Annotated in this window: 23 protein-coding genes and 1 tRNA gene; 17 read left to right on the top strand and 7 right to left on the bottom strand. The window is 63.4% G+C overall.

The window, feature by feature from the left end; genetic code table 11:
- Positions 1-104 precede the first annotated feature (104 nt).
- The 4 genes from HA399_RS14360 to HA399_RS14375 all read right to left on the bottom strand — a co-directional run bounded on the left by HA399_RS14360 (position 105) and on the right by HA399_RS14375 (position 4834).
- Positions 105-2261, bottom strand: coding sequence for a DUF3488 and DUF4129 domain-containing transglutaminase family protein (locus HA399_RS14360; RefSeq protein WP_404325359.1), 2157 nt, complete (start codon positions 2259-2261; stop codon positions 105-107).
- Positions 2258-3277: a DUF58 domain-containing protein gene (locus tag HA399_RS14365; RefSeq protein ID WP_404325360.1), complete on the bottom strand. Its 1020-nt coding sequence runs from the start codon at positions 3275-3277 to the stop codon at positions 2258-2260. Before HA399_RS14365 ends, HA399_RS14360 begins: the two co-directional genes overlap by 4 nt.
- On the bottom strand, positions 3274-4203 hold the full coding sequence (locus HA399_RS14370) for an AAA family ATPase (protein WP_404325361.1): 930 nt from the start codon (positions 4201-4203) through the stop codon (positions 3274-3276). The genes HA399_RS14365 and HA399_RS14370 overlap by 4 nt, the downstream gene beginning before the upstream one ends.
- Before the next feature lie 118 nt (positions 4204-4321).
- Positions 4322-4834, bottom strand: a complete 513-nt coding sequence (locus HA399_RS14375) for an NUDIX hydrolase (protein WP_225347259.1) — start codon at positions 4832-4834, stop codon at positions 4322-4324.
- A gap of 323 nt (positions 4835-5157) precedes the next feature.
- Here HA399_RS14375 and HA399_RS14380 point away from each other — a divergent pair, with 323 nt between their 5' ends.
- Positions 5158-5700, top strand: a complete 543-nt coding sequence (locus HA399_RS14380) for a copper chaperone PCu(A)C (RefSeq protein ID WP_404325362.1) — start codon at positions 5158-5160, stop codon at positions 5698-5700.
- A gap of 148 nt (positions 5701-5848) precedes the next feature.
- On the opposite strand, the gene HA399_RS14385 is transcribed toward HA399_RS14380, so the two are convergent.
- Positions 5849-6460 carry a LysE family translocator gene (locus HA399_RS14385; protein WP_054556894.1) on the bottom strand — a complete coding sequence of 204 codons (612 nt, stop codon included), beginning with the start codon at positions 6458-6460 and terminating at the stop codon, positions 5849-5851.
- A gap of 939 nt (positions 6461-7399) precedes the next feature.
- Here HA399_RS14385 and HA399_RS14390 point away from each other — a divergent pair.
- Positions 7400-7645 carry a hypothetical protein gene (locus tag HA399_RS14390; RefSeq protein WP_248380780.1) on the top strand — a complete coding sequence of 82 codons (246 nt, stop codon included), beginning with the start codon at positions 7400-7402 and terminating at the stop codon, positions 7643-7645.
- A gap of 256 nt (positions 7646-7901) precedes the next feature.
- Here HA399_RS14390 and HA399_RS14395 read toward each other — a convergent pair.
- Positions 7902-7987, bottom strand: a tRNA-Leu gene (locus tag HA399_RS14395).
- Between the two features lie 407 nt (positions 7988-8394).
- On the opposite strand from HA399_RS14395, the gene queA reads away from it, so the two are divergent.
- The 5 genes from queA to secF all read left to right on the top strand — a co-directional run bounded on the left by queA (position 8395) and on the right by secF (position 14005).
- Positions 8395-9426, top strand: coding sequence for a tRNA preQ1(34) S-adenosylmethionine ribosyltransferase-isomerase QueA (gene queA / locus HA399_RS14400; RefSeq protein ID WP_107336757.1), 1032 nt, complete (start codon positions 8395-8397; stop codon positions 9424-9426).
- A gap of 137 nt (positions 9427-9563) precedes the next feature.
- Positions 9564-10700: a tRNA guanosine(34) transglycosylase Tgt gene (gene tgt, locus HA399_RS14405; protein WP_215823441.1), complete on the top strand. Its 1137-nt coding sequence runs from the start codon at positions 9564-9566 to the stop codon at positions 10698-10700.
- A 130-nt stretch (positions 10701-10830) separates the two neighbouring features.
- Complete coding sequence (gene yajC, locus HA399_RS14410) at positions 10831-11166, top strand: preprotein translocase subunit YajC (protein ID WP_043333819.1); 336 nt, start codon at positions 10831-10833, stop codon at positions 11164-11166.
- Between the two features lie 70 nt (positions 11167-11236).
- Positions 11237-13087: a protein translocase subunit SecD gene (gene secD, locus HA399_RS14415; RefSeq protein WP_054556870.1), complete on the top strand. Its 1851-nt coding sequence runs from the start codon at positions 11237-11239 to the stop codon at positions 13085-13087.
- Between the two features lie 12 nt (positions 13088-13099).
- Positions 13100-14005 carry a protein translocase subunit SecF gene (gene secF / locus HA399_RS14420; RefSeq protein ID WP_107336021.1) on the top strand — a complete coding sequence of 302 codons (906 nt, stop codon included), beginning with the start codon at positions 13100-13102 and terminating at the stop codon, positions 14003-14005.
- Between the two features lie 127 nt (positions 14006-14132).
- On the opposite strand, the gene HA399_RS14425 is transcribed toward secF, so the two are convergent.
- The gene (locus tag HA399_RS14425; RefSeq protein WP_043333816.1) at positions 14133-14927 is read right to left on the bottom strand and encodes an inositol monophosphatase family protein; all 795 of its coding nucleotides are present in this window, start codon (positions 14925-14927) and stop codon (positions 14133-14135) included.
- A 505-nt stretch (positions 14928-15432) separates the two neighbouring features.
- On the opposite strand from HA399_RS14425, the gene HA399_RS14430 reads away from it, so the two are divergent.
- From HA399_RS14430 to ispG, 10 genes are all read left to right on the top strand, one after another.
- Positions 15433-16230: an RNA methyltransferase gene (locus HA399_RS14430; protein WP_054556868.1), complete on the top strand. Its 798-nt coding sequence runs from the start codon at positions 15433-15435 to the stop codon at positions 16228-16230.
- Positions 16231-16239: 9 nt separating this feature from the next.
- A complete protein-coding gene (cysE, locus tag HA399_RS14435; protein WP_404325363.1) occupies positions 16240-17199 on the top strand; it encodes a serine O-acetyltransferase in 960 nt (319 codons plus the stop codon).
- A gap of 142 nt (positions 17200-17341) precedes the next feature.
- The gene (locus tag HA399_RS14440; RefSeq protein WP_043333815.1) at positions 17342-17815 is read left to right on the top strand and encodes a Fe-S cluster assembly transcription factor; all 474 of its coding nucleotides are present in this window, start codon (positions 17342-17344) and stop codon (positions 17813-17815) included.
- Positions 17816-17940: 125 nt separating this feature from the next.
- Positions 17941-19089: an aminotransferase class V-fold PLP-dependent enzyme gene (locus tag HA399_RS14445; protein WP_404325364.1), complete on the top strand. Its 1149-nt coding sequence runs from the start codon at positions 17941-17943 to the stop codon at positions 19087-19089.
- A 15-nt stretch (positions 19090-19104) separates the two neighbouring features.
- The gene (locus HA399_RS14450; RefSeq protein ID WP_043333813.1) at positions 19105-19431 is read left to right on the top strand and encodes an iron-sulfur cluster assembly accessory protein; all 327 of its coding nucleotides are present in this window, start codon (positions 19105-19107) and stop codon (positions 19429-19431) included.
- A 278-nt stretch (positions 19432-19709) separates the two neighbouring features.
- Positions 19710-20135 carry a nucleoside-diphosphate kinase gene (ndk, locus tag HA399_RS14455; RefSeq protein ID WP_043333812.1) on the top strand — a complete coding sequence of 142 codons (426 nt, stop codon included), beginning with the start codon at positions 19710-19712 and terminating at the stop codon, positions 20133-20135.
- A 354-nt stretch (positions 20136-20489) separates the two neighbouring features.
- Entirely contained in the window at positions 20490-21647 is a 1158-nt protein-coding gene (gene rlmN / locus HA399_RS14460; RefSeq protein WP_404325365.1) for a 23S rRNA (adenine(2503)-C(2))-methyltransferase RlmN, read from the top strand.
- A 131-nt stretch (positions 21648-21778) separates the two neighbouring features.
- Positions 21779-22687, top strand: a complete 909-nt coding sequence (pilW, locus tag HA399_RS14465) for a type IV pilus biogenesis/stability protein PilW (RefSeq protein ID WP_404325366.1) — start codon at positions 21779-21781, stop codon at positions 22685-22687.
- A 338-nt stretch (positions 22688-23025) separates the two neighbouring features.
- Entirely contained in the window at positions 23026-24069 is a 1044-nt protein-coding gene (locus tag HA399_RS14470; RefSeq protein ID WP_404325367.1) for a RodZ domain-containing protein, read from the top strand.
- A gap of 11 nt (positions 24070-24080) precedes the next feature.
- The gene (ispG, locus tag HA399_RS14475) at positions 24081-25196 is read left to right on the top strand and encodes a flavodoxin-dependent (E)-4-hydroxy-3-methylbut-2-enyl-diphosphate synthase (protein WP_043333809.1); all 1116 of its coding nucleotides are present in this window, start codon (positions 24081-24083) and stop codon (positions 25194-25196) included.
- Positions 25197-25229: the final 33 nt, after the last annotated feature.

The following is a 25229-nucleotide window of genomic DNA, read 5'->3' on the forward strand; positions in this document are numbered from 1 at the left end:
CTAGCAATTTTCAGTAGCGCTATCGCGCTGCAAGGATGAGATATCTAATGCGAAAAAACCTCTTTAAATCAATAAGTAACGCTCATAAAAGTCATCATTGTGATTTAGCGAATCTTGCGAGACTGCACAGACCACTGGCGCCGAACACTACGCAAGGATGATGCTTCACCATGAGAACTCGCTAATACCGTAGCATCGTTGTATAGCCATTGTTCAATCAAATCTGCCAAATGTAACAATACTCTTACATTCTGCGGCTGCTGTTGGGCAATACGGCGCAAGTGGCTGCCGGGAGCCTCGCCCACGTGGGGGCCATGGCCCGTACGCTCCAGCCGCTTCACCAACCTGCGGTAGGCTCGCACACCTGCGTGCGCTGACACCTCACGGCCCGACCACAACACCAGTGCCACGCCTGCCAGCACCACACTGGCCAGCAGCCCGAGCACACCCCAGACAAGCCACTCCCAGCGGAAGTCACCAAACAGTCGCTTCCAGAGATTTCGCTGCTCGTCGAGACGGAACCCCACCACGCTGCGTTGCCAGCGGTATTCGAAACGCTCCCACTGCCGTCTCAGATCACTGAGCAATGAATTATTCAGCGTGAAGGCGCGCAAGCCAGCATCGGCCATGAAGCCCGGCTGCCCCTGCAGGCTCAGCGCCCCCTGCGAGATTCGCTCGGGAGCCACCGCCGCGGTGGGATCAAATCGATGCCAGCGACCGGCATGGAACACCTCGACCCAGGCGTGGGCGTCATACTGACGGATGCTCAATTCCTGCGGCCCACCGATGCCATCGCCTTGTGCCTCGCCGCCCAGATAACCCGCGACCATACGCGCCGGCAGTCCGGCAGCACGTGCCAGAAAAACGCTGGTAGAGGCGTAATGGGTGCAATAGCCCCGCAAGCTGTCGAACAGGAAATCATCGACACGGCTGAGCCCCTCGAGGCGCGGTGGCGTCAGGGTGTAGTGGAAAGGCTGGCGATTGAAATACTGGAAAAGGCGTTGCAGGAAGACCTGCGGATCTCCCCCCGACTCCCGCATCAGATCGCGAGCGAACTCGCGGGCACGCGGGTTGCCATCATCGGGCAACAGCTGATCAAGGCGCTGCATCCATTGCGGGGCCGTTGTCGGTGGCGCGCCGGAGGAAGACATCTCCAACAGCTCGCGGGTATTGAGTGACGCCAGCCCCTCAAGGGTGCCGTCAATCAGGTAGCGGGCCTCACGGCTGGTCGTCAGTGGCGCGCCGAGACTCGGCCGCCAGGGGCGCGGGTCCGGCTCCAGCAGCAGCTCATAGCGGTGACGCGCGACTTCCCCCTCCATGCGCGTCCCGCGCTGAACGTAGCGTTCAGGCGGCCCACCCAGTGCCTCCTGAAGACGCTCCGGCGTGGCGCGCGACCAGCGCACGCCATCAAACAGACTCAGGGTATACACACGCCAGTAGCGCTGGGAGGCCGCAGGCAGTCCGTTGTCGAAACGTGCCCGAAACGCCAGGGCATCACTGCGACCCAGGGCGGCGATATCGCCGGGAGAGACACTGTCAGTAAGCCCCGTGGTGGCCTCGTTGAGCTGCGGCACGTTCCACAGCGGCGGCAAGCGGGGAAAGAGCACGAACAAGCCCAGCATCAGCGGCAGGGACAGCCCCATCAGCCAGGCCGTCTCCCGCATGGCCTCACGACGTTCGCGTGCACCGGCGATCAACACCAGCCCGCCGACCAGCCACGCCGCGGCCATGACCGAAGCCGCCGCCATCAAGGGCCCCTGGTCATGCAGGAAGGCCGCCGCCAGCACCACGAAACCCAGCCCGCAGACCACGCGACCATCGCGCAGGCTGTCCGTCTCCAGCAGCTTGAGCAGATAGATGCCGACCAGCAGGCCGATCATCGCCTCCAGGCGCAGCATCTGGCCATATTCGAGAAACAGGCCCGCCGCGACCATTGCCACCGCCGCCAGTCGCAACAGGATGCCAGCGCGCGGAACTCGCGCCCGGAGCTGCTGAAAGCGCCACAACGCCGCCAGCAAGGCCGGCAGGGCAAGCCACACCGGCATCCACAGCACATGCAACGCCAGCACCAGACACTGGCCGATGAACAGATGGCGCAGCTCCAGCCAGCCCAGCGCCTGGTCAGGCGTCAGCGGTTTGCGCTGCCACCAGCGTCGTCTGGCACCGGAGGAGGGAGAAGACGCGCCACTGGAGTGATCGTCCCTTGTGGAGCGGCCCAGGGAGGCACGTCCCGGGGAAGCCTTGGCTGTCGACAGGCTCATGCGCTGCCCTCCTGACTCAAGGGACGACTCGCGCCGGCTCGCTCGGCGGCCTCACTGGCCACCAGCTGGGCGGACCATGGCAACCTGTGCTCGCCGCCGAACAGCGTCAGCGCCTCAAGCACTCGACGGCGATGCGCCCCGCCACTGGCGATGGCCAATGTCTGGCCCGGCAGCCGCAGACCATAGGTCGCCTGGGCGCCTTCCGCCGCCAGCACCCGCGCCGTCAGCTCCGAGAGCCGCTGCTCCATGTCGCCACGACAGGCCTCGTAATCCAGCCACAGCGAGGGACGCGCAGGCGTCTCGAAGCGCTTGGTGACCAGCTCGCCGCTGCGCCCCCAGTGCTTCCAGGCGATATGCGCTGGCGCATCACCCGGTACATAGCGGCGCAGACCGGCGAAATCGCCCTGCTCTATCTGCTCGAGCGTACGACGACTGCCCTGCGGGGTGGAGGGAAGCTCTGGCTGTGGATAGACGAGGACCGGCGTGTCGATCGCGACCCAGGCCCACAGGCGCACCAACCCCAGTGGCCAGCGCGACTCCAGCGTCAGCGTCGGCAATGAGAACTGGCCACGCTGAAAGGCCGCCAGCTCCAGCGGCGCACTGCCCTCACCGTCATGGATCTCGAGTCGCTGGCGCGCCTCTCCCAGTCGCACATCAATGGCATGTGAGCGAGCCCGACCGGTGAGGCGCACCATGACACGCAACGCATTGCCCGCAAACGCCTCGCCATCGGCGATCAGCTGCACTCGCACGCCCGCCAGATTGCGCCAGCTGCGAAAGATGCTGACCACTGCCACGGCGAACAGCCAGAAGGACAGACCATGCGCCAGCGAGTTCTCGTAATTGATCCCCAACAGCAGCAGCAGGATCACCAGCACCGCCCAGAACAGCCCGAAGGGCGTCGGCAAGATCATCAAGCGCGCATGATGAAGCGCCTCGCCTCCGCCAATCGACATCTTGCGCAGCATGCGGGCTTTCACGCGCGTCCATGCGCCGGGCTTCGCCACCTGGGTCATGCAGGCACCACCGCCACCTGCCCGAGCAGATGGCGCGCCACGGCCTCACCTTCGGCAACACTGCCTTCGCTGAGGCGGTGCCCCACGACGGGCGCCCAGACCGCTTGCACATCCTCCGGCAGCACATAGTCGCGTCCTGCCAGCAGTGCCCAGCCACGCGCAGCACTGGCCAGCGCCAGCACCCCACGCGTCGAGAGACCATAGGCCACTTCCGGCGAGCTACGCGTCGCCGCCACCAGCGCCTGCAGATAATCCAGCAACGGATCAGACAGACGCACACGGTCCACGGCGGCCTGCCACTCCTTGAGCACCGAGACGGGCAACAAGGGTCGCAACGCCTCGATATACTGTCGCCCGGCATTGCCCTTGAGAACCTCGCGCTCGGCTGCGGGTTCCGGATAGCCCAATGACAGCCGCATCAGGAAACGGTCCAGCTGGGACTCCGGCAGCGGGAAGGTGCCGGATTGCTGGAGCGGATTCTGGGTCGCGATCACGAAGAACGGTTCTGGTAGGCGACGGGTCTCGCCCTCCACCGTGACCTGACGCTCTTCCATCGCCTCCAGCAACGCGCTCTGCGTCTTGGGCGTGGCACGGTTGATCTCGTCCGCCAGCACCAGCGAATGGAACACCGGGCCGGGGTGAAAGCGGAAGTTGCCCTCACGCGGGTCGAATACCGACACGCCGAGAATGTCAGCGGGCAATAGATCGCTGGTGAACTGCACCCGCTGCATGTCGGCTCCGATCAGACGCGCCAGTCCCTGGGCGAGGGTCGTCTTGCCCAGCCCGGGCAAGTCCTCGATCAGGACATGACCACGGCACAGCAGACAACAGAGCGCCAGACGGATCTGGCGCGGCTTGCCCGCCAGCACCGTCGACAATGCGGCTTCCACCTCTTCCAGCTGCTGTGGCGATACCTTGGCATTCATGCAAAGACTCCAGAACAAAGTGGGGAGGAGGAGATGCGGCCATCACGATGGGCAGCACACGCCAGATGGCGCAGGGCCAGCGGCGTTGCTGCCCAGGCTCGACAAGGAAAAGCGAAGATCATCGGCTCAGGCTCTCACTCAGAAAGCCTTCACGAATCAGGCGCTCAAGGGCCATACGGCTATCAGGCGTTGAAGGATGCAACGCAAGCGCATCGGCAGGCGTGACCCAGAAGGCGTCCGCCACTTCTTCAGCCTGAAGCGTCAGCGGGCCATCGTAATGCACCAGATATGCACTGCCGAAGACATGGTTGGTCGCGTCGGTGTAGCAGAAATCGAAACAATGCTTGAGCGGCGCGCCGCGCACGCCAATCTCTTCCTCCAGCTCGCGACGGGCAGCCACCTGCACGGCCTCACCGGCCCCGACAACCCCCCCACTGGCGAGATCGAAATAGCCGGGGAACACTTCCTTGCTCAGGGTACGCTTCTGGATACACAGCTCACCGCGGCCATTGAGCACGAAGGCATAGGTCGCACGGTGCCAATAGCGGTAGCGTCGCATCAAGCGACGCGGTGCCGTGCCACAAGGGCGATTCTGCGCATCGACCAGCTGAATGATTTCGTCCTGGATCACCGTTCCCTGTTCCTTGCCTGTCCTTGAATCATTTCGATAGCCATCCGCGACGACCAACACCGCCGGATGGCATCGACCAATGCGTCCCACGGTAGCAGAATGCGACGAAGCTGCCTTCAACTGCGGCCCGGACACCTGCCTTCACCCCCGGGCAACAGGTGACGCTCGCATTCGTGCAAACCACCTAAAACAGAACTCTCTGCAATAGCCTCTGCACTAGCCTCTACACTAGAGGCCATCGACGTCAGAAAACACCACACTGGCATCATGGACCGCTCCCATGGTCATTCTCTTTACACACCCAGACAGGAGATGCGCACAGCATGAGGCAACCTCGCCAGGGACATGGCGCGCCGCGACGCGCCGGACAGATATCGGCTGGCCTGACCGCCCTTCGCACCATCGCCAGCAGATGGCTGGCGACGCTAGCCCTGCTCTCCCTTGTCACGGTTCACGCCACTGCGCAGGAGCCCCCATCCGCCGTCCCCCATGTCGAGCGAGCCTTTGCGCTGCCGACGCCACCGGGTGCCACGACCGGGGCCGCCTACCTGACACTCTCGATCGTAAAGGGCGATGCCGTGCTGACAGGCGCCAGCACGCCGATGGCCGCCACGGTCGAATTGCACAGCATGCAAGTCACGCAAGAGCGCATGCAGATGCATAGAATCGAGCAACTGGCGATTTCCTCTGACGCGCCACTGACGATGGCTCCCGGCGGCGGCCCCCATCTGATGCTGATCGGGCTGACGCAGTCACTCACTGCAGGCGACAGGCTGCCGCTGACGCTGCATTTCCTGGCGAGACCTGACACGAGCCTTGAGGTCTCGATCAAGGACTACGCCGAGATGATGTCGCTCAGTGAGTAACGCCAACGGTACATACGCCTCTATCGACAAACACCTCTATCGACAAACGCCTCAACCCGCGAAACGCGCATGCAAAACGGCCCTAACACAAGGTGCCAGGGCCGTTTTCTCAAGAAGCGCCAGATCCTCACCGGGCTGACAGGCTGTCTCAAAGCCCCCAGACCACCCGCAACGCCAGCCCCAGCAACACCACGCCCGTCAGACGATTGATCCACATCGCACGCGCCTGCAACCAGGGCAGCACCCGCGAGTGCGACAGCACCAGTGCCACCAGCACATACCAGAGCCCGTCGATGCCCATGGCCGTCACGACGACCAGCCACTTGCCCATCTCGCTCATCTCCGGCGTGATCAACTGACTGAGCAGCGCCACGAAGAACAGGATCAACTTGGGGTTGGCCAGCGCCACCATGAAACCATCGCGTATCGCCATGGAGCGAGACGTCGTGACGGCCTGCGCCTCCAGCGCTCCACCGCGGCCTGCCCGCAGCGCCTTGAACCCCAACCAGGCCAGATAGACTGCGCCCAGTAGCATGATCGCCTGGAAGACCCCCGGATAATGAACGATCAAGGCGCCGAGCCCCCAGGCAGTCAGCGCGGCGTACAACCCGACTCCCAGCGCATGACTGATACCGGCGGCGACCCCCGCACTCCTGCCGCCGCCCAGGGTATGGCGCAACACCATCGCCAGACTCGGTCCGGGCGACATCGCCCCCATCGCGCATAGCGCAACCAGTGACAACCACAGATTCAGCGGCATCCAATGCATGAAGGTCATTCCATGTTCCAGTCAATTGGTGAAAGCGACACTGCGCCGGCCTTGGACATACACCTGGGGGATCACCTGACAGTAGCCCGGCGCTCGCGATGGGGCCCGCCCTACCCATCCGGCGCTGCTCAAGGGATGAGAGCATCGGACACATACGACTCCCACCAAGTCTTCAGGCAGACGCAGTCGAGTGTATCAAGCGCCGTGCTGATGCGGCAGCAGGCCATATGGACGACCTGAACATGCCCCTCACGATAGGTGTCACACGGGCTGGACCGTCCGCCCTCGAAGGCGGCCGTCGTGCATGGATTTATATGAGAACATAATAAAGTACAGAAATTTACACATTTGAAAACTTGTGCAACAAATTAGACGTTGTACAAGTTTATGATAACCAGTAACGTCTCTACCGCTGCTCAGGAAGAGCGGCAGGTTCAGCGTAGTGACAGGCCAAGTGCACAGGAAGTGCAGCCAGGGACAGGCCCTGTCAAAGGATGACGCGCAGGCTTGGGGACTTCGCTCCTTAGCCAGGAAGATTCGTAAGCCTGAGCGGGTAGGTTTACGAATCTTCATGACTGGCAAGCCTGCGAGCTCAGGGAAAGAGAGCACTACGCTGAATGACACCGAATTCAGTCAGTTTCTGAAAGGTGTACAAGATTCTTGCGGGTCAGTAACGCCCGATCGCTGCTCAGGAAGAGCGGCAGGTTCAGCGTAGTGACGGGCCAAGTGCACAGGAAGTGCAGCCAGGGACAGGCCCTGTCAGAGGATGACGCGCAAGCATGGGAAGCTTCACTCCCCGGCCAGCAAGATCCATGAGTCTGAGCGATTGATTCATGGGCCTTGATGACTGGCAGGTTTGCGAACTCAAGGAAAGAGACCACTACGCTGCACCTCACCAGATTCAGTCAATTGCTGAGAAGGAGAGGAGACATGGAAGGGAAAGCTCAAGCCGCACTGTGTTGTCCGGCATGCTCCGGCCTGAAGATGGAATATCAGTACCACACTCCATCGGCCGACCACCTGGTGCACTGCCAGGATTGCCATGAATACGTCGGCATGTGGTTTACCCTGCGCCAGGAACTCGCGATCCAGAACACCCGCATCGCACTCCTCGACCCCTCCCTCGCCAGCAACAGCCTCTATCGACGCGTAAAGAGCGTTCCACATCAGGCGTGAGCCGCCGTCTGGATGCACGAGACACAGGAAAGCCCCGACATTCGCTCGGGGCTTTCCTGTGTCTGGGCCCCTGCCGTCACTTACAGAGCAAAGACAAGCAGCTGCCATCGCCAGCGCCATGACAGGCGAAGCGTGAAGAGATAAGCAAGGACTGGTATTCGGGGCAGGGACTGAGCGCGAGCGAAGAACCACAAGGGAGATGAATCGGCGGGAGCCAGAAACGCAAAAAGCCGCTCGAAAGCGACTTTTTCAATTCTGGTGCCGGTGGTCGGACTCGAACCGACACGCCTATTAAGCGGCGGATTTTGAATCCGCTGCGTCTACCAATTCCGCCACACCGGCAACGGAGCGAAATTATACGGGACATTGCGCCAAGGTCAACGAGTTTTGGCGTCAGATCAGACACATGGAGCGCTTCCTCACACCCCACGCCGCAGTGGGCTGAGGCGTGTCGCCCGCAAACGGGTCTTCGCGTGGACGATGGCATTGGGTATCATGAGCGACCTTTTTCGTCTGCCCAGACAGCCAAGGCCTCAAGAGTGTCGCACCTGACTGCCCCACCCGCAGAAAGGGAGCCATGCGCTCGCGACGAGAGCGCCAGTGTCTCAGGGCGGCATCTCCCCATTGTGCATGTACGCATGCCACGGAGCGCACCACGCGCCTCGTGCTATCAGAGTGTCAGGTTGGCCATGTCACGTATCGATTCCGGTGATGCCTCGGGCGTTGCCACACCTAACGACGCGCGCCCGATGCAGCGCAGCGATTACGATTTCAGCCTGCCGGATGAGCTGATTGCCCGCTACCCGTCAGAGCAACGCAGCGATTGTCGGCTGCTGCATCTGGATGGCAAGAGCGGCGAGATCGTGCACCGTCGCTTCCCGGATCTGCTCGAGCAGCTGGAACCCGGCGATGTCGTGGTGTTCAACGACACCCGCGTGATCCCCGCGCGCCTGCATGGTCAGAAAGCCTCCGGCGGCAAGATCGAGATGCTGCTGGAGCGCCCGCTGGACGCCCATCGTGGCCTGGCGCACATCCGCTCCAGCAAGTCGCCCAAGCCGGGCACCGAACTGATCTTCGAAGGCGGCATCACGGCCGTGGTCGAAGGCCGCCAGGAGGCGCTGTTCGAGCTGCGCTTCCACGGCGAGACACCGATGATCGAGCTGCTCAACCAGCACGGTCACATGCCGCTGCCGCCTTATATCACTCGGGATGACGAGCTGTCGGATCGCGAGCGCTATCAGACGGTCTATGCCAAGCGCGATGGCGCCGTAGCCGCCCCGACGGCGGGCCTGCACTTCGATGAGCCGATCATGGCCGCCATGGCCGAGAAAGGCATCGAGACCGCCTTCGTCACCCTGCATGTCGGCGCCGGCACCTTCCAGCCGGTGCGCGTCGACAGCATTCTCGAGCACCACATGCACAGCGAGTGGATCGAGGTCGGTCAGGAAGCCTGCGACAAGATCGCCCGTGCCCGCGCCGCCGGCCGCCGCGTAGTCGCCGTCGGCACCACCAGCGTGCGCTGTCTCGAGAGCGCCGCCAAGGCCCACGCTGGTGAGCTGGCCCCCTACTCCGGCGACACCGACATCTTCATCTACCCGGGCTACGAATGGCAGGTGGTGGATCTGCTGATCACCAACTTCCATCTGCCGGAATCGACCCTGCTGATGCTGGTCTCGGCCTTCGCCGGCTACGAGCACACCATGGCGGCCTATCAGGCAGCGGTGGAAGAGCGCTACCAGTTCTTCAGCTATGGCGATGCCATGCTGCTGGAACGCGCCTGAACCCCCTCTTCTGACATGGCCCCGGCATTCGCCGAGGGCCGTGTCATGCGCAGTTAACGCGCCCCGCGCTATGCTGCGGCATAGTGGCATCGACACACCAGCTGCGGCCTGTTTCGCCGCCAAGCAAAGAGAGCACCATGCGTAAAGAATGCTTCATGAGCTTTGAAAAGCTCGCGACCGATGGCCGTGCACGTCGTGGCCGCATGACCTTCCCGCGCGGCACCGTGGAAACCCCGGCCTTCATGCCGGTGGGCACCTACGGCACCGTCAAGGGCATGACGCCGGAGTCCATCAAGGAAATCGGCGCCGAGATCATCCTCGGCAACACCTTCCACCTGTGGCTGCGCCCGGGTACGGAGGTCATCGAAGCGCATGGCGATCTGCATGACTTCGCGCAGTGGGACAAGCCGATCCTGACCGATTCCGGCGGCTTCCAGGTCTTCTCGCTGGGCAAGACGCGCAAGATCACCGAACAGGGCGTTCACTTCCGCTCACCGGTTGATGGCTCCAAGGTCTTCATGGGCCCGGAAGAATCGATGGCGGTGCAGCGCTCGCTGGGCTCCGATATCGTGATGATCTTCGATGAGTGCACGCCGTATCCGGCCACCCATGATGAAGCCCGCAAGTCGATGGAGATGTCCCTGCGCTGGGCGCAGCGCTCCTACGACGCGCATGGCGACTCGCCGTCGGCGCTGTTCGGCATCATCCAGGGCGGCATGTATCCGGACCTGCGCGAGAAGTCCCTCGAGGGCCTCAAGAAGATCGATTTCGACGGCTACGCCATCGGCGGCCTGTCCGTGGGCGAGCCCAAGGACGAGATGATCAAGGTTCTCGACTACCTCCCCGAGTGGATGCCGGAAGACAAGCCGCGCTATCTGATGGGCGTCGGCAAGCCGGAAGACCTCGTCGAGGGCGTGCGGCGCGGCGTCGACATGTTCGATTGCGTGATGCCGACCCGCAACGCGCGCAACGGCCACCTGTTCACGCCGACGGGCACCGTCAAGATCCGCAACGCCGTCCACAAGCGTGACACCTCACCGCTGGACCCGGACTGCGATTGCTACACCTGCACCAATTTCTCGCGCGGCTATCTGCATCACCTTGATCGCTGTGGAGAAATGCTCGGCTCGATGCTCAACACCATCCACAATCTGCGCTACTACCAGACCGTGATGGCTGGTTTGCGCGGTGCAATTGAAGCGGGTACATTGCAGGACTTCGTGGAACAGTTCTATGCCGCGCGCGGCCTGCCGGTGCCGCCGCTGGCCGACTGATCGAGGCGAATGACGACCGGGGGCCAAATCCTCCGGTCGTCTTGATATTCGACTCGAGCCAGACGTGAAGAAGAGCCTGAATCACGCTCATTGCATAACAACAGTTCACTCGTAACCTCTGGAGATACACATGCTGGAATTCCTGATTCCTGCCGCACACGCGGAAGCCGAAGCGGCTGTCGCCGGCGGCGGCGCCATCGGCCAGATCGTCATGCTGGTCGGCTTCGTGGTCATTTTCTATTTCCTGCTCTGGCGTCCGCAGTCCAAGCGCGCCAAGGAACACAAGAACCTGATCGGCAATCTGGCCAAGGGTGACGAAGTCGTCATCGGTGGTGGCCTGGTTGGCCGCATCACCAAGGTCAGCGAGCAGTTCATCACCATGGAGCTGAACGAAGGCAACGAAGTCAACGTGCAGAAGTCTGCCGTGGCTGCAGTCCTGCCGAAGGGCACCATCAAGTCCATCTGATCCCTCCTGCTGCCGGCCCCTGTGCCGGCAGCATGCTTTTCTCTCCCGCTCCACCAAGGACAGGGCTGCCATGCTCAACCGCTATCCGCTTTGGAAGTACCTGGTGATCTGCCTGGTACTTGCCGTCGGCGTGATCTACGCATTGCCGAATCTCTACCCCGAAGACCCGGCTGTGCAGATCAGTGCCGCCAGCGGCGCCGAGGCCATCGACCAGCAAGACCTCGATCGCGCCACCAGTGCCCTCGAAAACGCCGGCATCACGCCCAAATCCGGGGAACTCAACGGTTCCACCGGCCTGATTCGCCTTACCAGCAACGACCAGCAGCTGCGCGCCAAGGAACTGATCAGCGAGACGCTCGGCGATGACGCCATCGTCGCGCTGAACCTGGCCGACGCCACGCCGTCGTGGCTGGCCAGCCTCGGTGCCTCACCGATGAAGCTGGGCCTTGACCTGCGTGGCGGTGTCCACTTCCAGCTGGAAGTCGACATGGACGCCGCGGTCAAGCAGCGCCTGGAAGTCAACGCCAGCGCCATCAAGGAAACCCTGCGCGAGGAGCGTATCCGCTACCGCGGCAGCGAAGTCGACGACGGCACCCTGAGCCTGACGTTCTCCGATGAGGAGGACCGTTCGAAGGCGCGCTCACTGATCTCGCGCGACTTCCAGAACTTCGAATACGACGAGCGCGATGTCGAGCGTGGGGCCGTACTGGACCTCACCCTGACCGCCGCCGCCGTCAAGGAGATTCAGGATTACGCGGTCAATCAGAACCTGACCACGATCCGCAATCGCGTCAACGAGCTGGGCGTGTCCGAGCCGCTGGTTCAGCGCCAGGGCCCGAACCGCATCGTGGTCGAGCTGCCGGGCGTGCAGGACACGGCCGCCGCCAAGCGCGTGCTGGGTGCCACCGCCAACCTCGAATTCCGTCTGGAAGCGGCCAGCGACACGCCGGCCAGCGAGATGGAGAGCTTCGCGTTCCGCAACCAGCCGAGCCGCACCGCCAACATCATGAAGGACGTGATCATCAGCGGTGACAGCGTCTCCAGTGCCAGCACCAGCTTCGATGAAAGCGGCCGTCCGCAGGTCAACATCAACCTGGACGGAACCGGTGGCTCGATCATGAACCGCGTCACGCGTGCCGCGATCGGCCGCAACATGGCGGTGCTGTTCATCGAGCACAAGACCCGCACGCGCACCGTGATGGAAGACGGCGAGAAGGTCGAGAAGCGCATCCCGTACACCGAGAAGGGGCTGATCAGCCTGGCGACCATCCAGAGTGCACTGGGCAACAGCTTCCGCATCACTGGCCTCGACTCGCCGACGGAAGCCAAGGAGCTGTCGCTGCTGCTGCGTTCCGGCTCACTGGCCGCGCCGATCTACTTCGTGCAGGAACGCACCATCGGCCCGAGCCTCGGTGCCGAGAACATCTCGCGCGGCATCCTGTCCGTCGAGCTGGGCCTGCTGCTGGTCGTGCTGTTCATGCTGGCGCGCTACAAGGCCTTCGGTGTCGTCGCCAACGTGGCCCTGACCGCCAACCTGGCGATCCTGATAGCCGCGATGTCGATGCTGGGCGCCACCCTGACGCTGCCGGGTATCGCCGGTATCGTGCTGACGCTGGGCATGGCGGTGGATGCCAACGTGCTGATCTTCGAGCGTATCCGCGAGGAAATGCGCTCCAAGATGCCGCTGCATCAAGCCGTGCATACCGGCTTCGAGCGCGCCTTCACCTCCATCGTCGATGCCAACATCACCACCCTGCTGGTCGCGGTGATCCTGTTCTCCATCGGCAGTGGCCCGGTCAAGGGCTTCGCGGTGACGCTGTCCATCGGCATCCTGACGTCGATGTTCACGGCGATCATGGTCTCGCGCGGCATCATCAATCTTGCCATTGGCGGCAAGACACTCAAGAAACTCTGGATCTGAGGGGCCATCGTGATGCGACAGTTTGACTTCATGAGCAAGCGGCGCGCGGCCTTCATCGTCTCCATCGTGCTGACGATCGTGGCCATTGGCGCCCTTGTGATTCATGGCCTGAACCTGGGCCTCGACTTTACCGGCGGCACCCTGGTGGAAGTGAAATACCAGGCAGCACCGGCGCTGGACAGCGTGCGCCAGACACTGGAAGCCGCCGGCTACAAGGATGTCTCGGTCCAGACCTTCGGTGCCAGCAACGAGATTCTGGTGCGTCTGCAGCAGAGCTTCGAAGCCGGTATCGGCAATGACATCGTGGCGCATCTGCAGGCCACCGGTGACAGCGTCAACCTGATCCGCGCCGAGTTCGTCGGTGCCCAGGTCGGTGATCAGCTGCGTGACCAGTCCGGTCTCGGCATGCTGCTCGCCCTGGCCGTGGTGATGGTCTACGTGGCCTTCCGCTTCCAGTACAAGTTCGCCCTCGGCGCACTCATCTCGCTGGGTCACGACGTCATCATCCTGCTGGGCATCTTCGCCCTGTTCGGACTCGACTTCGACCTGACGGTACTGGCCGCGGTGCTGGCCGTGATCGGCTACTCATTGAACGACACCATCATCGTCTACGACCGCATTCGCGAGAACATCCGCAAATCGCGTACCGATGACATGCCGTCGATCTTCAATGACGCCATCAACGCGACGCTGTCACGCACGCTGTCCACCTCCGGCACCACCTTGCTGGTGTTGCTGGCGCTGTACTTCCTCGGCGGTGACATGATCCACAACTTCGCCATCGCACTGATCATCGGTGTGGTCGCGGGGACCTTCTCGTCCATCTACGTGGCAGCGGCGCTGCTGCTGGTGGTCGGCCTGAAGCGTGTGGATCTGATCCCCCCGCCCAAGGAGCAGTTCGAGGACGGCGCGCCGTAAGCGCCTCCGCTCGTTAAGCCCGGCACGGATCGCCAGGCACAAAAAAACCCCACCTCATGCGAGGTGGGGTTTTTTTCGTTCTCCAGACGGCCCCGAGGGCTGTCAGGTCACGTCATCTTGCAGGGTCTTACAGGTGCGGCTGCATGGTCTGCGCCAGCGCCTTGTACAGACGCGCGCCAGCGGCCATCAGGGTGCCTTCGGCAACCACGACCGGCGTGCCGTCGGCACTGCCTGCCAGTGCGCCACATTCCTTCAGGAACAGGCTGACGATCTCGCTGTCACCGGCATCCAGACCCAGCACATAGACGGCATCGACGCGACCGGAGGCCAGCTCGAGCACATCCAGCAGCGCACAGCCGCTGGTGCGCAGCATCTCGACCTGCGGGCCGACCTGCTGAACGATGGAGAGGTAGGTCGGCAGGTGACGCGGACGCTGCCAGCTTTCCGGCAGACCCATCGCCAGGCGCGCACCTTCGATGGAGGTGGCGTTGGTCACGCGGATACGGTGACCGGAGTGCTGGGCACCACGGCCACGGCTGACGATGTACTCTTCGTCAGTGAACGGTGCGATGACCACGGCGTGCTCGGCACGGCCCTTGAACAGGCAGACCACGGACAGCGCGAAGCCGGAGGCCGCGGAGGCCAGGTTGGAGTAACCGTGCACCGGCTCGATGCGCCAGTGGTAGTCAGAGCCCTGACCTTCACCATCGCGATGGTCGGTATAACGGCCGGAGAGACCGTGTTGCGGATAACCGCGCTCCAGCTGACGCACGATGTGCGCTTCGGCGCGACGTGCAGTGTCTGCAATGAAGGTGTCGAGATCGTTGTCGCCACGGGCGACTTCGATACGTTCACGAGCACGGACGAACTGCTCTGCGGCACCGCGTGCAGCACGCAGCGCAAATTGGACCATCGGATGCATGATCAAGGCCTTGACGAGTCGGGAGCTGTTAAAGAACGGGTGCCACGGCGCGTGAGACATCAACGCGGCGCAACACGGATCGAGCGAAACTGGGTGCAATCAGATCAGGCGGTCATGTAGCCCGTACAGGAATCCTGATACGGCGCGGGGCGCGCTGCATAGTGCAATGTATGCAGGCTGCCAGCCGCCACAGCACGCGGCGCCAGCGAGGGCGAACACATGTTGCGACATGACGGGACGGCGTAGTCTATCAGAGCTCGGCTCGAGCTGCCATTGCCTGCGGCCACCCTCTGCCTGCGCTTCGCCTCCCTGAGCCCTGCCCGCGCGCGCCTCCCTCGCGCCGCTCTTGCCCTCAACACCGGCGGGAAACTGCTCCCTGACGCGGCTTCATGCTAGGATATCGGGTCCTGACGCGCGATTTATCGCTGAGTCTGCGTATGCGGATCACGCACTGCGCCAGCCGCGTCGGCCGACCCGCCCTTCAATTGCTATCCTGGAAGTCCTCATGCTTGAACGTCTGCGCATTGTCCTGATTGGCACCAGCCATCCCGGCAACATTGGTGGTGCAGCCCGCGCCATGCTCAATATGGGCCTGGCCGATCTCGCACTGGTCGCGCCGCGATGTCAGGTGCAATGCCAGGAATCCGCCTCACGCGCCTCGGGTGCCGATGCACTCGTCGCCAGCGCCTCGGTGCACGAGACGCTGGAAGAGGCCGTGGCGGATTGCAGCCTGGTGGTCGGCTGCAGCGCACGTTCGCGCAACCTGCCGTGGCCGATGATCACGCCGCGCGCCTTCGGTGCCACCCTGGCCGATGAAGCCCGCCTGCCGGATGCCCGCGTGGCCATCGTCTTCGGCCGCGAGGATTCCGGGCTCTCCAATGAAGAGCTGCAGCGCTGCCACCGCCACGTGCACATCCCGACCAATCCGGATTTCAGCTCGCTGAATCTGGCCGCGGCGGTGCAGGTGCTGGCCTATGAGTGCCGCCAGGCGTGGCTGGCCGACCAGGAAGCCGCCGGCGAGACGCCGCGTGCCGAGGATGACCAGCCGTTCGGCATCGACTGGGACAGCCCGCTGGCCAGCCATGCCGACCTCGAGCGCCTGTTCGAGCATCTCGAGAAGACACTGATCAGCGTCGACTTCCTCGATCCGGAACAACCGCGCCAGCTGATGGCACGCCTGCGTCGCCTCTATCTGCGCGCGCGTCCGGACAGCATGGAAATCAACATTCTGCGCGGCATTCTTTCCGCGGTGGACAAGCAGGTTCGCCTGGCACAAGCCGACACGGCCAACCGCACTTCCTGAGGACACGCCATGTTCACTCGACTGCGTGAAGACATCGATAGCGTGTTTGCCCGTGATCCGGCGGCGCGCAACTTCTTTGAAGTCCTGACCAACTATCCGGGCCTGCATGCGCTGGTGGCCCATCGCATCAATCACTGGCTATGGCGCCACAACGCCAAATGGCTGGCGCGCACCGGCTCGACCCTGATGCGCTGGCTGACCGGCATCGAGATCCACCCGGGTGCCACCATCGGTCGGCGCTTCTTCATCGACCACGGCATGGGCGTCGTGATCGGCGAGACCGCCCTGATCGGCGATGACGTGACCCTCTATCACGGCGTCACTCTCGGCGGCACCACCTGGAACGCCGGCAAGCGCCACCCGACCCTCGGCGACGGTGTCATCGTCGGTGCCGGCGCCAAGATTCTCGGCCCGTTCACCGTCGGTGCCGGCGCCAAGGTCGGCTCCAATGCCGTGGTCACGCGTGAAGTGCCTGCCGGCGCCACCGTCGTCGGCATTCCCGGCAAGATCGTCAAACGTGCCGAGCCGGATGTGGCAGAGGAGCCGTCAGTCGACCCGGAAAGCCGCGAGGCCATGAAGGAGAAGTTCGGCTTCGATGCCTACGGCATGGGCCAGGACATGCCCGATCCGGTCGCGCGCTCCATGCACGCGATGCTCGATCACATGCATGCCGTGGACAAGCGCATCGAACAGATGTGCGGCACGCTGCGCAAGCTGGATGCCAGCTATCGCGCCGGGCGCCTGCCGGAGCTCGATGACGCCGACTTCGCCCAGCTGATCGATGAACTGGGGCCCTGCGGTGGCGAGACCACCGTCGCTGACGTTGCCGCGGCCCAGGGCAGCACCTCGCCCAAGGGCCGGGCAGCCTCCAGTTCCGAGCAGACCTCGACCCAGCAGGCGCCGACTGAGCAATCACCGACCGAGCAGGCAAGCGATACGCAGGAGCCCGCCGAACGTCAGCATGGCTAAAGTTGACCAATTCAGTCGGGATTGACCCCGCCAGACCACCCCACCATAATGGGGCGCATTGATACGCCGTCTCGCCAGAGGCGGCGACTACGCCCGGCCTCGTCCTCAACGTCGCAGGCTCCATCTGCTCACGGACTCTGTCATGCGCCTGACCACCAAGGGACGCTACGCCGTCACCGCGATGCTCGATCTGGCCCTGCATGCCAGTTGCGGCCCGACCTGTCTGGCCGATATTTCCGTACGCCAAGGCATCTCGCTGTCGTATCTGGAGCAACTGTTTGCGCGTCTGCGGCGTGCAGGTCTGGTCAAGAGCGTGCGTGGCCCCGGTGGCGGTTATCTGCTGGATACCGAACTCGAGACCACCTCGGTGGCGTGCATCATCGACGCCGTCAACGAGTCAGTCGATGCCACACGCTGTCAGGGAATGTCGGACTGTCAGGCCGGTGACACCTGCCTGACGCACCATCTGTGGTGTGATCTGTCCGACGAGATCCACGGCTTTCTCGACGGCATCAGCCTGGCCGACCTGGTCGCGCGCGAAGAGATTCGCCAGATCGCCAGTCGCCAGCGCAAGGCGTGCGAGCCGACACCGATCACCGTCATGCAAGGCAGCTGAGCGGCGTTTGTCAGCCAGGCTGAGCACGGCCAGCCGAGGCGATGCTCGCCGCGCCCCGTCGCCCTCGAGATCGCCTTCATCACGTTCACCGTCATCACTGTCTGTCGTGTCTTCAGGAAGTCACCATGTCCCAGCCGATCTACCTTGACTATGCCGCCACCACGCCCGTCGACCCACGCGTCGCCGAGCTGATGATGCGTCACCTGACGCAGGACGGCACCTTCGCCAATCCGGCCTCGCGCAGTCACATGCCGGGCTGGCTGGCCGAGCAGGCCGTCGAGGGCGCACGTCGTCAGGTGGCCGAGCTGATCGGTGCCGACCCGCGTGAGATCGTCTGGACCAGCGGTGCCACCGAAGCCGACAACCTGGCGCTGACCGGCTACATGCGTGCCAATGCCGCGCGTGGCCGCCATCTGATCACCTCGACCATCGAGCACAAGGCGATTCTGGATACCGCCAGTGCGCTGGAGGCGGAAGGCTTCGAGGTCACGCGCATCGCGCCGCAGCCTGACGGGCGCATCAGCCCGGACAGCCTGCGCGACGCCCTGCGCAGCGACACCATCCTGGTATCGCTGATGGCGGTGAACAATGAGCTGGGCAGCCTGAATGATCTGGATGCGCTGGGTGACATCGCCCACTCGCATGGCGCGACCTTCCATGTCGATGCCGCCCAGGCGCCCGGCAAGGTGCAGATCGATGTCAGCCGTCAGCCCATCGACATGCTGTCACTGTCCGCCCACAAGGCCTACGGCCCCAAGGGCATCGGCGCGCTGTACGTGCGTCGCCAGCCGCAGATCAAGGTCGATGCCCTGATCCACGGCGGTGGCCATGAGCGTGGCATGCGTTCCGGCACCCTGCCGACCCATCAGATCGTCGGCATGGGCGAGGCCTACCGCCTGAGCGCCGAAGAGTTCGACGCCGATCACCAGCACCTCGTCGCGCTGCGTGATCAGTTCGTCGCCGGGCTTGCCGGCCTTGAAGGCGTGCACTTCAATACCGATATAGAGGTCAGCGCGCCCAACATCGTCAATCTCGCCTTCGAGGGCGTGGATGGCGAGGCGATGCTGATGGCGCTGCGCGGCATCGCGATTTCCACCGGCTCGGCCTGCAATTCCGCCAGTGTCGAACCGTCTTTCGTCCTCACCGGCATCGGGGTACCCCGTCCGCTGGCGCTGTCATCACTGCGCTTCAGCTTCGGTCGTTTCACCACCGCTGCCGACATCGAATCCGCGCTCGGCGAACTCAGGCATGCCCTGACGTCGCTGCGCGCCTGACCCGGGAGACTGCTCATGGCACATCTGTCGATTTCCTCCTCCGCCGCCGACCAGATCCGCGTCGTGCTGGCCGAGCGCGGCCACGGCCTTGGCCTGCGTGTCTCGGTCAAGCCCAGCGGCTGCTCCGGCTACAGCTACGTGCTCGACTTCGCTGACGAGGTCAACGAGGAAGACGCCGTCTTCGTCGATCACGGCGCCACCGTCTATGTCGACACCGAAGCCCTCACCGTGCTCGACGGCTCCGAAGTGGACTACGTCAAGGACGGCCTGAACCGCTACTTCCGCTTCAACAACCCCAACGTCAAGGACGAGTGTGGTTGTGGTGAGAGCTTCAGCGTGTAGACCAGGCTTCAGCGTCTGAGACTGGCTTCAGCTTGTAAACAGAGCTTCAGCGTCCAGGCCAGGCGCAACGTCCGAACCGACCCTCAGCGCCTCGCCAGCCCATGCCGACGAGGCGCTTGCCATCTGTGCGTCATGCGACTCAGGCATGATGGATGCAGCCGGTGGCACTTGCCGCTATAATGCCGCCCACTTTTGTCGCGCGCATGCCGACAGAGCCCGTTTTCCGCCGTTCGGCATCTGCCGTGCGGCTCTTCAAAGCTTGTCTCAGGAGATTCACCATGACTCAGCGTACTCTGTCCATCATCAAGCCGGATGCCGTTGCCAAGAACGTGATCGGCGAAATCTACTCTCGCTTCGAGAAGGCCGGTCTGCAGATCGTCGCTTCCAAGATGGTTCACCTGTCCAAGGAACAGGCCGAAGGCTTCTACGCTGAGCACAGCGAACGTGGCTTCTTCGGTGAGCTGGTCGGCTTCATGACTTCCGGCCCGGTCATGATCCAGGTGCTGGAAGGCGAAGACGCCATCACCAAGAACCGCGACCTGATGGGCGCTACCAACCCGAAGGAAGCAGAAGCCGGCACCATCCGTGCAGACTTCGCCACTTCCATCGACGCCAACGCCGTTCACGGTTCTGACGCGCCGGAATCTGCTGCTCGCGAAATCGCCTACTTCTTCGGCGACAACGAAATCTGCCCGCGCGGTTGATTTCGCCTTGTACGACTGAGAAGCCCGGCCCTTCGGGGCACGCGCCTTTCAGCCGTGCATGACACGACGGCCCTGCCTGCGAGGCGGGGCCGTCGTGGTATCGGACGTGCTGAAGCGTCGCGCGACAGCATGCACCCCCTGAAGCAGATTCGACGCTTGAGCAGGTCCGATACGCTTTTCTGAAAGCCGCTGCAGCGCCCTCTCCCCACGCCATGTGACGCCAACGCGCACTGCGCTGATGATGAGAGCCTCTTGAGGTCTGCGAGCCATCGCCACCTCCGCTGACAGCGTCGCCCTGCAGACGTCTATCCTTTGTGTGACGCCTGCCCATCCCTGACACGACCGGCCCATACCATGACTGATACCACTGCAACTGCCACCGATGCCGCGGCGCCTGCCGCCGTCAAGCTCACCAACCTGCTGGGCCTGCCGCGCCCGGCGATGGAAGCCTTCTTCGAGAGCATCGGCGAGAAGAAATTCCGCGCCACCCAGGTGATGAAATGGATTCACCAGGAAGGCGTCGACAGCTTCGACGAGATGACCAACCTCGCCAAGCCGCTGCGCGAGCGCCTCAAGCAGGTCGCCGAGATCCGTGCGCCGGGCATCGTCTATGAAGGCGAGTCCAAGGACGGCACCCGCAAGTGGGTGCTGGAAGTCAGCGATGGCAGCTATGTCGAGACCGTGCTGATCCCGTCCGAGAATGGCAACCGTCGCACCCTGTGCGTGTCTTCCCAGGTCGGTTGCTCGCTGGACTGCAGCTTCTGCTCCACCGGCAAGCAGGGCTTCGAGCGTGACCTGACCGCCGCCGAGATCATCGGCCAGGTGTGGGTCGCCACCCGTGGCGCCGAAGACCGCAAGGACACCCGCAAGCGTCCGGTCACCAACGTGGTGATGATGGGCATGGGCGAGCCGCTGATGAACTACGACAACGTCGTGCCGGCGATGAAGCTGATGCTGGACGACAACGCCTATGGCCTGTCCAAGCGTCGCGTCACCCTCTCCACCTCCGGTGTGGTGCCCAAGCTGGACCAGCTCGGCGACGAGATGGACGTCAGCCTGGCGATCTCGTTGCACGCGGCCAACGATGAACTGCGCAACGTGCTGGTGCCGATCAACCGCAAGTGGAACATCCGCGCACTGCTCGACTCCTGCCATCGCTACCTGGCCAAGTGTGACGACGCACGTATCATCACCATCGAGTACACCCTGATCAAGGACGTCAACGACCAGATCCAGCACGCCGAGGAACTGGCCGCGCTGCTCGACGAGCTGCCGTGCAAGATCAACCTGATCCCGTTCAACCCGTTCCCGCATTCCGGTTACGAGAAGCCGTCACGCAACCAGGTGATGCGCTTCCAGCAGCGTCTCTATGAGCTGGGCTACACCGCACCGGTGCGCGCGACCCGTGGCGATGACATCGACGCCGCCTGTGGCCAGCTGGTCGGTCAGGTCAAGGACCGCACCCGTCGCGCCGAGCGTTACATCAACGCCATCCAGCTCGACGCCGACTGAGCGGCTGCCAGCCCTGACCTGACGCTATCGCCATAGCCATGCGCCGCCCTGCCACCTTGACTTGTGGCAGGTGCGGCGCTTTGATGGGGGCGCTTTTGTTGCCTGCCGCGACCCTCGCCCGCAGGCACATCATGAGCCTTCATTCACGCGAGGATTGCATGCCGAGTCGTCTGCCCCGTCATCGCACCAATGAGCATGACCCTGTCGCCCATCACTCTGTCGCACAGGGCCCCTGCCAGCATGATTCCCACACCCGCACCGCTGCTCGCGGCATCACTTGCCGCACCCGAGCCCTGCTGCTGTGCCTCGGGTTTGCCGGCCTGACCCTCGCAGGCTGCGCGACACGCGTGGAAACCAACGACCCCTACGCCCCGCCGGATGACAACAAGGCCTCGAACGCCTACGTGGAACTCGGGGAGGCCTATCTGGGTCGTAATCAGCTGCAACGCGCTGACAGCGCCTTCCAGAAGGCACTCAAGCTGCAGAGCAGCAATGCCGAGGCCAAGGCCGGGCTGGCGATGATCTATCAGCGTCAGGGTGAGAACGTGCTCGCCGATGACTATTTCAATCAGGCCATTTCCAGCGATCCGTCCTTTACTCGTGCGCGCAACAACTACGCGGCCTTCCTCTATTCTCGCGGTGAATACGTCGAGGCCTGTCGGCAGCTCGAGATCGCGGCAGAAGACCTGACCTACGACAATCGTGGCCAGCTCTACACCAATCTGGGCCGCTGTCAGTTGCAGCTGGGCAAGACCAGCGAGGCCGCGAAGAGTTTCGAGCGCGCCGTCAAGATCAACCCGCGTGAGTCAGAGGCCTGGTTGGCGGTGGCACGCATGTCGCATGACGCCGGCGACAATGACGCCGCCCAGTCGGCGCTGAGCCGCTACTTCCGTCTGGCAGGCACCGATAGCGACAGTCTCGCCCTGGCCGTCGATGTGGCCACCGCACGCGGCGACAGTCGTCTGGCAGATCTCTACAGCCGTCAGCTGGAGCAGGTCATGACACGGGAATCCGGTCGCGCGGTGATTCGCACTCCCTGAGCGAGGCGCAACGACGCCGCTGATGGCGCCACCTCACGGGCGGGGTCGCTGCAAGCAGGACCGAGAAGACCGAAATGCCGGTGAAAATCTCGGCGCGGGCTTGGTATAGTGCCGACGCGGACGAACGTGTGTTCGTGCGCGTCGATTGGCATGGGGGGGTCATCGCTTTTCACGCTGCTCACTCGCATGATGAACAACGAGTCGTGCAGTACCCGGCCAATCGCGCGACAGCATCAGTCAGCATGCTCCAGCATCAGTGTCAGGAGCAGTTTCCCGCAGTACCGGAAGAGCGCCCGGATGTGCGTTCGGTAGACAGTTTTTCCTTACAAGGATGCGCCATGAGCGAACATCAACCCGCCCCTGATCAGCACGCCAGTGATGCACTGCCTGGCACGCGCCTCAAGCTGGAGCGCGAGCATCAGGGGTTGTCGCGTGATGAGGTGGCGACACAGCTCAACCTGCGCCCCAGCCTGGTCGATGACCTGGAACGCGACCACTACGACCAGATTCCCATCGCCGCGTACCGTCGCGGCTATCTGCGTGCCTATGCCCGCCTGCTGGGCATGGACGAGAAGGCGATCGTCGGGCAGTACAATGCCCAGTTCGGCACCACCGAAGCCGAGCGCTACACCCCCAGTTCCACGCCGTCGGTGCGCCCGCCGGGCAAGATGGGCAAGTACTTGTTCCGCCTCGTCAGCCTGCTGGTCATCGCCGGTCTGATCGGTCTCAGCTACGTGTGGTGGCAGAGTGGCGACTATGGCCGCACCTCGCCGGCGGAAACCTCCGCCCTCGAAGGTGGCAGCGATGCGGACAACGCCGCACCGGTCGTGAACGCCGATGGCTCCATCGAGCTTTCGCTCTCGCAGTCCTCTGCCAGTGAAGCGGCGCCGTCCTCCACTGCTACCGCCACCGGTGATGCGTCTGCCGTCGAGGCAGCAACCTCGTCCGAGGCGACAGCGCAGAGTGCCGACGCGCTCGATACAGGCGCGACCGCGGCCGCGCCGGGCGCTGCAGAGGCTGGCACGTCAGCGTCTGGCGCTGCCACGGATAGCGCCGCTGCCACTGACGTGAGTGCTGTCGCCGATGCCAGTGCCGACACCACACAAGAGAGCGCAGCAGAAGAAGCTGCGCCGGCGGCAGACCCGCGCAAGCTCGAATTGACGTTCAACATCAATTCCTGGACCGACATTCGTGATGCCGATGGCAAGCGCCTGCTGCGCGGCAACAACGAGGCCGGCACCAGCACGACGCTGGAAGGCAAGCCGCCCTTCACGCTGACCATCGGCAATGCCTCTGGCGTCGAATTGCGTTACATGAATGAAGCGGTCGACCTCACGCGCGTCACGCGCGGCAGTGTCGCCAAACTTACCCTCGGTGAATGATCCGGAATCCCATGCATAGTCACTCCCCCATCAAGCGCCGCGTCTCGCGCAAGATTCATGTCGGCAATGTGGCCGTCGGCGGCGATGCACCGATTTCCGTGCAGAGCATGACCAACACCGACACCAACGATGTCGCCGCCACCGTCGCGCAGATCAAGCGCCTCGAGGATGCCGGTGCCGATATCGTGCGTGTCAGCGTGCCGGACATGGATGCCGCCGAAGCCTTCGGTCGCATCAAGCAGCAGAGCAACATTCCGCTGGTCGCCGACATCCACTTCGATTACAAGATCGCCCTGCGTGTGGCGGAACTTGGCGTCGACTGCCTGCGCATCAACCCGGGCAACATCGGTCGTGAAGACCGCGTGCGCGCCGTGGTCAGCGCCGCACGCGACAACGGCATCCCGATCCGCATCGGCGTCAACGCAGGCTCGCTGGAAAAGGACCTGCAGAAGAAATACGGCGAACCGACGCCGGCGGCGCTGGTCGAATCTGCCATGCGTCACATCGACCATCTGGATCGCCTCGATTTCCAGGACTTCAAGGTCAGCGTCAAGGCCAGCGACGTGTTCATGGCCGTCGCCGCCTATCGTGACCTGGCAGCGCGCATCGAACAGCCGCTGCACCTGGGCATCACCGAAGCGGGCGGCCTGCGCTCGGGCACCGTCAAGTCTTCCATCGGCCTGGGCATGCTGCTGATGGACGGCATCGGTGACACCATCCGCGTGTCGCTGGCAGCGGACCCCGTCGAGGAGATCAAGGTCGGCTTCGACATGCTCAAGAGCCTCAAGCTGCGCGCCAAGGGCATCAACTTCATTGCCTGTCCCAGCTGCTCGCGTCAGAATTTCGACGTCATCAAGACCATGAACGAGCTGGAGACACGTCTTGAAGACGTGATGACGCCGCTGAACGTCTCGGTCATCGGCTGTGTCGTCAATGGCCCCGGCGAAGCCAAGGAGACCGATGTCGGTCTGACCGGCGGCAGCCCCGCCAACCTGGTCTACCTGGACGGCAAGCCGGCCAGCAAGTTGACCAATGACACCCTGGTTGACGATCTTGAGCGACTCATCCGTGACAAGGTCGCGGAAAAAGAGGCCCGTGAGGCCGACACTATCATCCGCCAGAGCTGAGCTTGTCTCGGCTGGCTTGCGCGTCATGATTGA

Origin of the sequence: Cobetia sp. UIB-001 (assembly GCF_044789135.1) — a bacterium.
Lineage (GTDB): Bacteria > Pseudomonadota > Gammaproteobacteria > Pseudomonadales > Halomonadaceae > Cobetia > Cobetia amphilecti.